This is a genomic window from Candidatus Erwinia haradaeae (assembly GCF_900698855.1).
GTDB classification, from domain to species: domain Bacteria; phylum Pseudomonadota; class Gammaproteobacteria; order Enterobacterales; family Enterobacteriaceae; genus Erwinia_E; species Erwinia_E haradaeae_F.
The window spans coordinates 828,269-840,129 of the sequence record NZ_LR217698.1 but is presented as its reverse complement, the minus strand read 5'-3'; the positions used below and the strand labels follow the sequence as shown (position 1 = coordinate 840,129).

Annotated in this window: 10 protein-coding genes and 1 pseudogene; 5 read left to right on the top strand and 6 right to left on the bottom strand. The window is 35.7% G+C overall.

All coding sequences use genetic code 11. The annotated features are described in order from the left end of the window. The first annotated feature begins 13 nt into the window (after positions 1–13). From rbfA to HACICURT3053_RS02490, 5 genes are all read left to right on the top strand, one after another. Positions 14–430, top strand: coding sequence for a 30S ribosome-binding factor RbfA (gene rbfA, locus HACICURT3053_RS02510; protein WP_157992157.1), 417 nt, complete (start codon positions 14–16; stop codon positions 428–430). Then, the gene (truB, locus tag HACICURT3053_RS02505; protein WP_157992156.1) at positions 427–1,374 is read left to right on the top strand and encodes a tRNA pseudouridine(55) synthase TruB; all 948 of its coding nucleotides are present in this window, start codon (positions 427–429) and stop codon (positions 1,372–1,374) included. The genes rbfA and truB overlap by 4 nt, the downstream gene beginning before the upstream one ends. Before the next feature lie 529 nt (positions 1,375–1,903). Beyond that, on the top strand, positions 1,904–2,173 hold the full coding sequence (gene rpsO / locus HACICURT3053_RS02500; protein WP_157992155.1) for a 30S ribosomal protein S15: 270 nt from the start codon (positions 1,904–1,906) through the stop codon (positions 2,171–2,173). Between the two features lie 208 nt (positions 2,174–2,381). Continuing rightward, positions 2,382–4,454 carry a polyribonucleotide nucleotidyltransferase gene (gene pnp / locus HACICURT3053_RS02495; protein WP_414973887.1) on the top strand — a complete coding sequence of 691 codons (2,073 nt, stop codon included), beginning with the start codon at positions 2,382–2,384 and terminating at the stop codon, positions 4,452–4,454. A gap of 999 nt (positions 4,455–5,453) precedes the next feature. After that, positions 5,454–7,322: a DEAD/DEAH family ATP-dependent RNA helicase gene (locus HACICURT3053_RS02490; protein WP_157992153.1), complete on the top strand. Its 1,869-nt coding sequence runs from the start codon at positions 5,454–5,456 to the stop codon at positions 7,320–7,322. Between the two features lie 78 nt (positions 7,323–7,400). Here the strand turns inward: HACICURT3053_RS02490 and acpP are convergent, their stop codons facing one another. The 6 genes and pseudogenes from acpP to rpmF form a co-directional block, all read right to left on the bottom strand. After that, the gene (gene acpP / locus HACICURT3053_RS02485) at positions 7,401–7,631 is read right to left on the bottom strand and encodes an acyl carrier protein (RefSeq protein WP_157992316.1); all 231 of its coding nucleotides are present in this window, start codon (positions 7,629–7,631) and stop codon (positions 7,401–7,403) included. A gap of 120 nt (positions 7,632–7,751) precedes the next feature. Then, positions 7,752–8,486, bottom strand: a complete 735-nt coding sequence (fabG, locus tag HACICURT3053_RS02480; RefSeq protein ID WP_157992152.1) for a 3-oxoacyl-ACP reductase FabG — start codon at positions 8,484–8,486, stop codon at positions 7,752–7,754. 4 nt (positions 8,487–8,490) lie between these two features. Further along, positions 8,491–9,439 (bottom strand): annotated as a pseudogene (gene fabD, locus HACICURT3053_RS02475) (ACP S-malonyltransferase). Positions 9,440–9,469: 30 nt separating this feature from the next. Further along, positions 9,470–10,423 carry a beta-ketoacyl-ACP synthase III gene (locus HACICURT3053_RS02470; RefSeq protein ID WP_157992151.1) on the bottom strand — a complete coding sequence of 318 codons (954 nt, stop codon included), beginning with the start codon at positions 10,421–10,423 and terminating at the stop codon, positions 9,470–9,472. 6 nt (positions 10,424–10,429) lie between these two features. Beyond that, the gene (gene plsX / locus HACICURT3053_RS02465; protein WP_157992315.1) at positions 10,430–11,464 is read right to left on the bottom strand and encodes a phosphate acyltransferase PlsX; all 1,035 of its coding nucleotides are present in this window, start codon (positions 11,462–11,464) and stop codon (positions 10,430–10,432) included. Positions 11,465–11,483: 19 nt separating this feature from the next. Further along, positions 11,484–11,654, bottom strand: a complete 171-nt coding sequence (gene rpmF / locus HACICURT3053_RS02460; RefSeq protein ID WP_157992150.1) for a 50S ribosomal protein L32 — start codon at positions 11,652–11,654, stop codon at positions 11,484–11,486. Positions 11,655–11,861: the final 207 nt, after the last annotated feature.

Genomic DNA, 11,861 nt, shown 5'->3' with positions numbered 1-11,861 from the left:
GGAGATCACTTATATGGAAAAAGAGTGCGGTCGTTTACAGCGTATTGCTCAAGAACTCCACAGAGAAATTGCCGTTATTCTTCAATCTGAAATTCGAGACCCTCGTTTAAATATAATGGTAACTGTTTCTGGGGTGGATGTCTCTCGTGATTTATCTCATGCTAAAGTATTTGTTACATTTCTAAATGAAAAAGAAGATGTACAAATTCAAATGCGTTTACTAGTTTTATCAAAAGTTTCTGGCTATATTCGTACTTTATTGAGTAAAGTAATGACACTTCGTGTTATACCTCGTTTGACTTTTTGTCATGACAACTCCTTAATAGAAGGTGAGCGTATGTCTAGTTTAATTTCTTCTTTAGTTACTCTTGACACACATCGACGAGCTTTAGCAGAAGACAAAATGGAAGAAGGTCATCTAAACTCATGAAATATCCTTTGTATGTGGGCCGCAATATACATGGTGTTTTATTGTTAGACAAACCTTCTGGTCTAACTTCTAATAGCGCTTTACAGAAAGTAAAGCGTTTATATCACGCTAATCGTGCAGGGCATACTGGTACATTAGATCCGTTAGCTAGTGGTATGTTACCTATTTGTCTAGGAGAGGCAACTAAGTTTTCTCGATATCTACTTGATTCTGATAAATATTATCAGGTTATTGCTAGACTTGGACAACGAACTACTACTGCAGATGTAGAAGGTGCTGTTTTAAGTGAACGTAAAGTGACATTTACTGATGAAATATTAGAAAAATCATTGCATAGTTTTCGTGGTGAAATAGAACAAACCCCTCCAATGTATTCAGCCATTAAATTTCAAGGACATAAACTTTATCAATATGCGCGAAAAGGTCGCCATGTACCGCGTTTATCACGTAGGATTATAGTACATAAATTATTATGCATAAGTTATAATAAACATGAAATAAAGTTAGAGATGCATGTATCGAAAGGAACATATATCCGCACTATTATTGACGATCTTGGTGAAAAACTAGGCTGTGGTGCGCATGTAATCTATTTACGTCGTTTACAGGTTGCACATTATCAGATAGATCAGATGATTACTTTAAAGAGCCTTGAAAAAATCAAAGATCAAGCCTGTCTTGCTGGTATAAAATCGCAATACTCGCTAGATCCTCTTCTTATGTCAATAGATAGTCCTGTCTCTTTATATCCAAAGATCAAGTTATTTCCGATACTCGCGGAGTCTTTCAAGAAAGGTTGCCCGGTACGAGTAGATAGTTCTCTGGAATCTGGATTAGTGCGCGTAAGTGAAGGTAGTCAAGATAAGTTTCTTGGGATGGCAGAGCTTACTTCTGATGGCATTGTGTTTCCTCGTCGTTTAGTATCAGTTGGAGTAAATGTGTAATGTAGAATTTATAATATAAAGCAGGTGTTATAGAGAATGGTATTATGTCGATTGGTATTAGGGATAAAGAGTACGAGATACTGATTATTTTTTATGATAGGTATAAATGTATTATGATGATTTTTAATTACATCATTTTCCTTTATTTAGATCATTAAAATAGAAAATTTTTACTTTATGAGTTGTGATAATTATATCTCCAACTAGAGAAGTAATTCTGTTGATTAAAAATTTACGTATATAGAATATAAGATTCTGTGTTTATAACTTAAATCTAATTGTATGTTATGCAATATGTATGAAATAGTATGTTACATTAATGGTAGTTACTGTAAAAACAGATATATCAGATACTAACGATTATTCTAAGATAGTTGATATTAAGTTATGCTACTAATAAGAAGTAGAGAAGTGTTTTTATTATATTTGATCCAGATTGCATATTTTTATTAGTTTATGAAGAATATTTAATAGCTGAATTAGAGATCGGCAGCTATATATGTATAGTACATTTATTGGAGTTATAACTATGTCTCTAAATAAGACAAAAAAACAAAAGATTATTTCTGAGTATGGTAAGAATGATAAGGATAGCGGTGCTACAGAAGTACAGATAGCATTGTTAACTGCCCGCATTAATCATCTTCAATCTCATTTTTCTGAGCACAAAAAAGATCATCATGGTCGTCGTGGTCTTCTTCGAATGGTGTCGCAAAGAAGACAGCTTTTACATTATCTAAAGAGAAAAAAGGTTAGATCGTACAATTGGTTAATCATGAAGTTAGGTTTACGACGTTAGATCAAGAGATAGAGTGCATCTATCTCTTGCTAAGAGATAGTATAGCCCGGGCTTAGAGGGGAGATTTGTTTTCCTTTAGCTATGGAAAATATTTATCGATCATGATGCATCACGAAGATTCGATTAATGACATCTATTTAAAATAGGCTAGATACTATATTAAGATAGACTAGACGCTATAATTGAGGAACTAATTTTGCTCACTTCGATGGTACAAAAATTTCAGTACGGTCAACATGCGATCTCTATTGAAACTGGTATAATGGCCCGTCAAGCTACTGCGGCTGTTATGGTCAGTATGGATGAAACAACGGTATTTGTAACTGTGGTTTGTCAGAAAAAGGCAAAACCAGGCCAGTCCTTTTTCCCTCTCACCGTCAACTACCAAGAACGTACATATTCCGCTGGTCGTATTCCAGGTAGTTTTTTTCGTCGTGAGGGTCGGCCTAGTGAAGTTGAAATGCTGACTTCACGTTTAATTGATCGGCCGATTCGACCGTTGTTTCCCCAAGGATTTTTTAATGAAGTACAAGTTATTGCTACCGTGGTATCTGTTAATCCTCAGGTCAATCCTGATATTGTTGCAATGATTGGGGCGTCTTCTGCATTAGCTTTGTCAGGATTGCCATTTAATGGACCTATTGGCGTTGCGCGAGTGGGTTATATCAATAACCAATATGTTCTGAATCCAACAACTGATCAATTAAAGGAGAGTAAACTGGATTTAGTAGTATCTGGTACTACAGGTGCGGTACTAATGGTTGAATCTCAAGCCGAGATTTTAACTGAAGAAGAAATGTTAGGTGCGGTCGTATTTGGGCACAAACAGCAACAGATTGTAATTAATAATATAAATTCTTTGGTAGCTGTAGCAGGAAAACCACATTGGGATTGGAATCCAGAAGTGGTGAATCAGTCATTACGATTACGAATGTCTGAATTAGCTGAATCGGGTCTTAGTGAGGCTTACTCTATTACTAAAAAACAGGAAAGGCAATCACAGATTAATTTAATTAAATCTGAAACTATTTCGTGTTTATTAGAAGATGACCAGTCATTGGATCTTGATTTAATCAATGCCATTTTTTATGATTTAGAGAAAAATGTAGTAAGAAGTCGTATTTTGGATGGTGAACCACGTATTGATGGTCGTGATAAAGATATGATTAGGGCCTTAGATATTCGCACTGGTATATTACCGCGCACTCATGGATCTGCACTTTTCACACGTGGTGAAACCCAAGCTCTTGTTACTGCTACATTGGGTACTTCGCGTGATGCACAGAATTTAGATGAAATCATGGGCGAGCGTACTGATAACTTCTTGTTTCACTATAATTTTCCTCCATACTCTGTAGGTGAAATTGGTATAGTTGGTTCACCGAAGCGTCGTGAAATTGGCCATGGTCGCTTGGCTAAACGAGCTTTACTTGCTGTAATGCCAAAAGAAGAGACTTTCCCTTATACCGTGCGTATAGTGTCTGAAATTACTGAATCAAATGGTTCTTCATCTATGGCTTCTGTATGCGGTGCATCTTTAGCATTAATGGATGCAGGTGTTCCTATACAATCAGCCATTGCTGGTATCGCAATGGGACTTGTGAAGGATAATGAAAACTTTGTTGTACTTTCTGATATTCTAGGTGATGAAGATTATTTAGGTGATATGGATTTTAAAGTTGCAGGTAGTCGTGAAGGTATTACTGCACTTCAGATGGATATAAAAATTGAAGGTATAACACCTGAAATTATGCGATTCGCGCTTAATCAAGCTCAGGGGGCTCGTTTACATATTTTAGATGTAATGGAAAAGGCATTAAGCAGTCCACGTTGTAATTTATCTCAGTTTGCTCCACGTATGCAAACTATTCACATTAGTGTTGATAAAATAAAAGATGTGATTGGTAAAGGAGGAGCTGTGATACGAGCTCTTACTGAAGAGACGGGGACTACCATTGAAATTGATGATGATGGGACAGTAAAAATTGCAGCTATTAATGATGAGAAGGTACAACATATTCTTAGTAGGATTGCAGCAATTACTGAAGATATTGTAGTCGGTCGTACTTATAATGGTAAGGTTATGCGGATTGTAGATTTTGGTGCTTTTGTGGCTATTACAGGTGGCAAAGAGGGGTTAGTTCATATATCTCAGATTACTGATAAACGTGTTGAAAAAGTAACAGACTATCTTCATATGGGACAAGATATTTTAGTTAAAGTCTTAGAGGTAGATCGACAAGGTCGAATTCGTTTAAGTATGAAAGATGCTATACAATAATCTTAGATTTAATAATCTACACCAAGAAACTTGAAAATAATAGAATGTTTAGTATGTTAGATTCATGCTCGCCTAGAATGGTGGGCATGTACTCTGAGAGAGTGTGTTGACTTTTCATACCAAGGTAACTAAAGCAGACAAGATGATTATTGAATTAATTTTTACTTATTGGATATGTATATATCTCTGAAGAACTATATTTATAGTTTTACTTTTTTATAAAAGTAAGAATAATTTTTTTAATTATGTGCTAAGGACATGTTTGCACGGCTTTTATATATGAAAATAGTGTTGTATGATGTAGATCATACAGGTCAATATATTATTGTGAATCATATTATTTATTTAAAATATATTTATCTACTTTTAGTGCAGATATTATCTATGAATCAAAGACGTTGAATTTTCTTTAATTTACTAGCTACAAGTGAGAATAAAATTTTGGATATTAGTTATGTTTAGTTTTAAATAGTCGATGATAGATTTTAGATTATGATTTTTCCAAGGATAGACCATCTCATTCTTCATTTTATCACAAGATGTAAAATACATATTTCAGATAGAATACTGTTCTATTAGGTTTTTCTAATTTTATTTAAAATTATATATTAGCATACTTAATTAGAGGAAGGATTAGAGCGTGGATGAGATTTATAAGTGTCATGATTTAATCAGGTATTAATCTGATCAAGATGTTTTCTTTTTTAAATAGGTAACATAATAATATATCAAAATATTTGATAATGGATTTTAATATTTAGTATTCTATGATTTATTATTGAATACAGTTAATATTTCAAATATACACAGATAATGACTGGTTCGAAATATCAGATTTTTATTTAATACCAGTCCGATCACCATGATATTGATGGATAAATTTTAGTGTATTGACATTAATTAATTGAGCCGGTACACATCTTTTGATGAAAATAATTATCAATTTTCACAATAAGTTATGTAGACTGGCCGATGCAATCTAAGAGGCACATGTACTACATGACTGATATGCAAACTACTTTTTCGTCTCTTGGTTTAAAAGAGACCTTAATTCAATCTCTCAATTCTATGGGTTATATTAGACCATCTCCTATTCAGGTCGAATGTATTCCGCATCTTTTAGCTGGTCGAGATGTATTAGGAATGGCTCAAACTGGAAGCGGAAAAACCGCAGCTTTCGCATTACCATTGATTCAAAACATTATTTTAACCAGCAAATCGCCACAGATTTTGGTTTTAGCCCCGACTCGTGAATTAGCAGTGCAGGTTTCGGAAGCAATTACAGAGTTTTCTAAAAATATGAGAGGCTTAAATGTTGTGGCTCTTTATGGGGGGCAGCGTTATGATGTTCAGTTACGAGCCTTGCGCCATGGACCTCAGGTTGTTGTTGGTACACCCGGTCGTCTTCTCGATCATTTAAAACGTGGTACGCTGGATTTATCTAAACTTCATGGGTTAGTTTTAGATGAAGCCGATGAAATGCTTCGAATGGGGTTTATAGAAGATGTTGAAACGATTATGGCGCAAATTCCGGATAATCATCAGACAGCTTTATTCTCTGCAACCATGCCAGATGCAATTCGTCGGATTACTAAACGTTTTATGAAAAATCCTCAAGAGATACGTATTCAGTCAAGTGTGAATACACGTCCGGATATTAGTCAAAGTTATTGGATTGTTTATGGGCGAAAAACAGATGCGTTAACTCGTTTTTTGGAAGTAGAAGATTTTGATGCGGTTATTATTTTTGTGCGTACAAAAAATGCTACATTAGAGGTAGCTGAATCACTGGAGAAAAGCGGATACAATAGTGCTGCTCTTAATGGTGATATGAATCAATCATTACGTGAACAGACTTTAGAGCGTTTAAAAGATGGTCGTCTAGATATTTTAATTGCTACAGATGTTGCCGCGCGCGGTCTCGATGTTGATCGAATAAGCTTAGTTATTAACTATGACATTCCTATGGATGTAGAATCTTATGTTCATCGTATTGGTCGCACTGGGCGAGCAGGCAGAGCTGGTCGCGCTCTTCTTTTTGTAGAGAATCGAGAGCGTCGTTTATTGCGCAATATTGAGCGTAATATGAAGCTGAGCATCCCAGAAGTTGAATTGCCAAATACTACATTACTTGGACAGCGTCGTTTAGAAAAGTTTTCTGAAAAAATTCAAAAGCAATTAGAAAGTTGCGATTTAGAAGAGTATCGAGCATTACTTTCTAAAATACAGCCTTCTGATTCAATAGATATTGAGATTTTAGCTGCAGTTTTATTAAAAATTGCTCAAGGTGAGCGTCCTCTTTTAATACCTTCAGATCCGATATATCGTTTTCGCCGCGAAGCTAGAGATCGCGAAGACCGTCGGAATCATCGATCTGGTCGTGATCTAAAAGATGGAGACCGATCTCGGAGATATCGGCAAGAGATTAGAGATATAATGGCCCTATATCGAATTGAAGTAGGACGCGATGACGGAGTAGAGGTACGTCACATCGTTGGTGCCATTGTTAATGAAGGTGAAATTAACAGTCGTTATATTGGTAATATTAAATTATTTTCGAAATATGCAACGATTGAGTTGCCAAAAGGCATGTCTAATACTTTAATTCAGAATGTTTCTCGTACGATGATTCTCAATAAGCCTATTAATATGAAGTTAATAGGTGATGCGTATATCCGTCGTAGTGTTGAACGTCGTTATAGTAATAGTAGTTTAAGCCCCTCTTATTCAAGTGAAGGAAATCGCTTCAGTAATGAAGCTAAAAATGAACGACGTTTAGGTAGCTTTAATCGAGATGATAACCGTCGTACTACAAGTTCACCGCGTGAATATAGTGTTAGATCCGTCTCTCGACGGAATGATGTATAGTTTAATTTACTTTATACACATTAGCATTATGAAGTTCAGGCGGTTATAACATATCCGCCTGAAACTGATCACTGATACTTAGTGCGTATTAATGTAATCAATAGCAGCTTGAACAGTAGTTATTTTTTCAGCTGCTTCATCCGGGATTTCAGTATCAAACTCTTCTTCTAATGCCATCACTAATTCAACAGTATCAAGAGAATCTGCACCCAGATCTTCTACAAAAGAAGCAACGTTGACTACCTCCTCTTGCTTAACACCAAGCTGTTCGCTAATGATTTTTTTAACACGTTCTTCGATAGTGCTCATATAGTTCAATTTCCTATCAAAACTCGCTTGCGCGATGGTTTTTATAGTTTATAAAATGTTGAAAAAGATGCAACTAAATTCCAGTGAGTTATGCCATGATTTATACAGTTTATTTAATGATTATATCATGAGCATTCCACCATTCACATGAAGTGTTTCTCCAGTAATGTATGAGGCTGCCTCAGAGGCTAAAAATGTTACAGCTTGTGCAATGTCTTGAACTTGACCAAGGCGACCGATAGGTATTTTTGTCATAATTTCTTCTCGTGTTTTTGCGCTGAAAGTCCGTGTCATGTCAGTTTCAATAAATCCAGGTGCTACGACATTTACGGTGATACCACGGGATGCTATTTCACGCGCGAGAGATTTACTCAATCCAATTAAACCTGCTTTAGTTGCTGAGTAGTTAGATTGTCCTATATTTCCTGTGCTGCCAATTACAGATCCAATATTAATAATTCTACCGTTTCTTTTTTTGATCATAGTTCGTAAAACGGCTTTAGATAAACGAAAGATCGATGTCAGATTAGTGTCAATTACTTTATTCCATTCATCATCTTTCATTCGAATAAGTAGTTTATCACGTGTAATGCCTGCATTGTTAACTAATATATCTATTTCACCGAAGTCTCCGTGAATGTGATCTAATGTTTGTTCAATAGAATCTATGTTGCTTACGTTTAGAAGGAAGCCTTTACCATTAGAACCTAAATATTTACTAATGGCATCTGCACCGTTTTGGGTTGTAGCTGTGCCTAATACTGTAGCACCATGTATTGTTAGATTCTCTGTTATAGCGCGACCGATCCCTCGACTAGCACCGGTTACTATTGCAATTTTACCTTTGAAGTTCATTTTATTATTTCCCTCCTTCGTATTGTACTTCGAGCGCCTTTTCTAAGCTATCTTGATCATTTATTGCAGTTAGCGTCAAACTAGGCTCAGTACGCTTACTCAGGCCAGTTAAAGTTTTTCCTGGTCCAATTTCCAGTAAACAGGTAATACCTTTTTTTTTAATAAATTTTATAATTTCTATCCATTGTATTGGGTGATCTAGCTGACGAATTAAGGCGTTACGTATAGCATTCGGTTTAGTTTCAATGACCACGTCAACATTGTTTATTACTGGAAAAATTGGCGAATGAAAATCTATTTTTTCAAGTGCAATACTGAGTTTTTCTGCTGCTGGTTTCATCAAAGCGCAGTGCGCGGGTACGCTAACTGATAGGGGTAATGTAAGTTTAGCTCCAGAATGTTTGCAGGCTAAACTAGCACGATCAACGGCTTCTTTATGACCTGCAATAACTATTTGATCTGGTGAGTTATAATTTACTGGTGATACGATTTGGTCACGTGAAGATTCTTGACAGATTTTCATTATAGATTGTGGATCTAGTCCAATAATTACTTGCATGGAGCCTATGCCTTCAGGGCACAGCTTCTTGCATGAGTTTTCCACGAAGTTCTACTAGGGTGATTGCGTCAGAGAAGTTAAGAACTTCTGCACAAACTAATGCGCTGTATTCACCCAGGCTGTGTCCTGCTAATAATGAAGGTATTTTTTTACTTTTTTCTTTCCAAATTTTAAAAATTGAAAAAGATGCAGCCAAAATCGCTGGTTGGGTGTGGTATGTTGTATTTAATTTTACTGATGGTCCCTCTTGTACCAGTTTCCATAAATCATAACCAAGTACATTAGAGGCTTCTAAAAAGGTTTTTTCTACTAGATTATAAGCTTGAGCTAAGTTAGCCAGCATTCCTATTTTTTGCGATCCTTGACCTGGGAAGACCATTGCAATATTGTTCATTTTGATTTCCTTTTTAATATGCAATCATGATTAAAATCGAATTAGTGCTGACCCCCAAGTGAGTCCCGCACCAAAGGCTTCTAATAAAATTAATTGACCATGTTTAATGCGATTATCACGGACTGCCTCATCTAGAGCTAATGGAATGGAAGCTGCAGAGGTATTTCCATGATGATCAAGAGTAATGATAACTTTATGTATATCTAAACCTAACTTGCAGGCAGTAGCAATAATAATGCGTAGATTAGCTTGATGTGGAATCAGCCAGTCTATAGAAGAACATTGAAGATTATTGGCTTCTAAGGTTTCTTTAACAATATTTGTTAGTTTATTGATAGCAACTTTAAATACTTCACTGCCTGTCATACTAAGATAAGTATTGTTATTTGGTTTAGTGTTATCTCGATTGGGCAATGTTAGTATATGACCATATCTTCCGTCTGAATGAAGGTGAGTAGAGATAATTCCTTGTTCTTCTCTAGCACCTAGTACTACAGCGCCTGCTCCATCGCCAAAGAGAATTAATGTATTACGATCGTTAGGATTTAACATACGACTCAAGATGTCAGAACCAATGACTAGTGCATACTTGACTAAATTGCTTTTAATATATTGATCTGCTACGCTTAATGCGTAGATAAAACCTGAACAGGCAGCTGATAAATCAAAAGAAGCAGCATCATGAATTTCTAACATTTTTTGAATCATACAGGCAGAGCTAGGAAAAGCATGACTTGAAGATGTAGTAGCAACAATAATTAAGTTAATTTCATTTTGTTCGATGCCGGACATTTCAAGCGCTCGTTGAGCTGCCTGAAAACCAATAGTTGCTACTGTTTCATTAGGTAGAGCAATCCGGCGCTCTTGTATGCCAGTACGAGTTTTAATCCATTCGTCTGATGTGTCTATCATTTTTTCCAAATCAGAATTTGTTCGCACCTGTTCGGGTAGGTATCTGCCTGTACCGATAATTTTTGTATACATGTGCGCTTAGTCACTCTTAGATAATAAAGCTTGTACGCACATTGAAATCCTGTCGAGAACTCTTTGTTGTACTATTTGCTCAGCTTGTTGAATGGCTGCGATAAATCCGAAATTATTCGCAGAACCATGACTTTTTACTACTACGCCTTGCAATCCGAGAAGAAGAGCGCCGTTGTATTTGTCAGGATTTAAATGATGTAATTGATGTATTAAATCTTCGTCTAACCATTTTTTTAGTAGATTTTGGTGATAGCTCGGTTTTTTTTCTAGACCGTTGGATTGAACTAGTAAAAGAAACATTCTTACTATTCCCTCTATAGTTTTTAAGATAATGTTTCCTACAAAACCATCACAAACAAGCACGTCTGTTTTGTCAGAAAGGAGATCATGACCTTCAATATAACCAATAAAATTAATTTCTTTAGATAATTTAAGTATATATGCTGCATCTTGAACAGAGTTCAATCCTTTGATTGGTTCTTGACCGATATTAATCAAAGCAACACGAGGTTTTTGGACAGCTAAGAGCTCTTCAGCTATTACAGATCCCATTATGGCAAATTGTACTAATAATTTGCTTTCTACAATAACATTGGCTCCTACATCTAACATTACAGTCTTGCTTTTTTTTTGGTTTGGTAGAATAGTCATTAATGCTGGACGATCTACTCCAGCTAGTGGTTTCAATAAGAGCTTAGCCAATCCCATAATAGCGCCAGTATGACCTGCGCTTACACAGGCATGTGCTTTACCGTTTTTTACTTGCTCTAACGTGATTCGCATAGAGCTTCCATGACTAGATCGAATAAATTCAGAGGGTTTTGCATTGTCAGAAATAACTGATTGAGAAGCAATAATTTCTAGACGAGATAGTAAGAAAATATCTGTATTAAGTAATAGCGGTTTAATAATGACAGGATCACCAACTAGAATAATATGTAAATATGGATTAAGTGATAACGCTTGAATTGATGCAGGGACTGTCATGTGGGCTCCTATATCGCCGCCCATGACATCTATTGCTAAAGTCAGATTTTTCAAAATAATGGTAGATGGTAATTTAAGTGAAAAGGACCTTTCGGCCTCGATAGTAGCCATCTGAAGTGATATGATGACGACGATGCAGTTCACCAGATAGTTTATCAATGGAGAGCGTAACTGTGGTTAAGGCGTCATGCGCTCGTCGCATCCCTCGTTTAGATCGCGTTGGTTTGTTTTTTTGTACAGCCATAAGTTTCTCTCCTGTTATGGGTTATTTTTTCTTTTTTTAGGTTTTTAGCGTGTCTAATTTATTTGTTATTATTATTTTTTTAGTTAAATTTATCATGTGTGTTTCTTAAAATCATAACAGTATATGATATGGTTTTATTATAATATTCATAAATAGCATATTTATTCTTCTGTGATAAATGATCGTTAATGCATATTATATCTAATA

What these genes read in the sequence shown, in the direction of transcription:
- rbfA (WP_157992157.1), top strand. Translation starts at nt 14, where the DNA reads ATGGAAAAAGAGTGCGGTCGTTTACAGCGTATTGCTCAAGAACTCCAC.
- pnp (WP_414973887.1), top strand. Translation starts at nt 2,382, where the DNA reads ATGGTACAAAAATTTCAGTACGGTCAACATGCGATCTCTATTGAAACT.
- rpsO (WP_157992155.1), top strand. Translation starts at nt 1,904, where the DNA reads ATGTCTCTAAATAAGACAAAAAAACAAAAGATTATTTCTGAGTATGGT.
- acpP (WP_157992316.1), bottom strand. Translation starts at nt 7,631, where the DNA reads ATGAGCACTATCGAAGAACGTGTTAAAAAAATCATTAGCGAACAGCTT.
- HACICURT3053_RS02470 (WP_157992151.1), bottom strand. Translation starts at nt 10,423, where the DNA reads ATGTATACAAAAATTATCGGTACAGGCAGATACCTACCCGAACAGGTG.
- HACICURT3053_RS02490 (WP_157992153.1), top strand. Translation starts at nt 5,454, where the DNA reads ATGACTGATATGCAAACTACTTTTTCGTCTCTTGGTTTAAAAGAGACC.
- fabG (WP_157992152.1), bottom strand. Translation starts at nt 8,486, where the DNA reads ATGAACTTCAAAGGTAAAATTGCAATAGTAACCGGTGCTAGTCGAGGG.
- truB (WP_157992156.1), top strand. Translation starts at nt 427, where the DNA reads ATGAAATATCCTTTGTATGTGGGCCGCAATATACATGGTGTTTTATTG.
- rpmF (WP_157992150.1), bottom strand. Translation starts at nt 11,654, where the DNA reads ATGGCTGTACAAAAAAACAAACCAACGCGATCTAAACGAGGGATGCGA.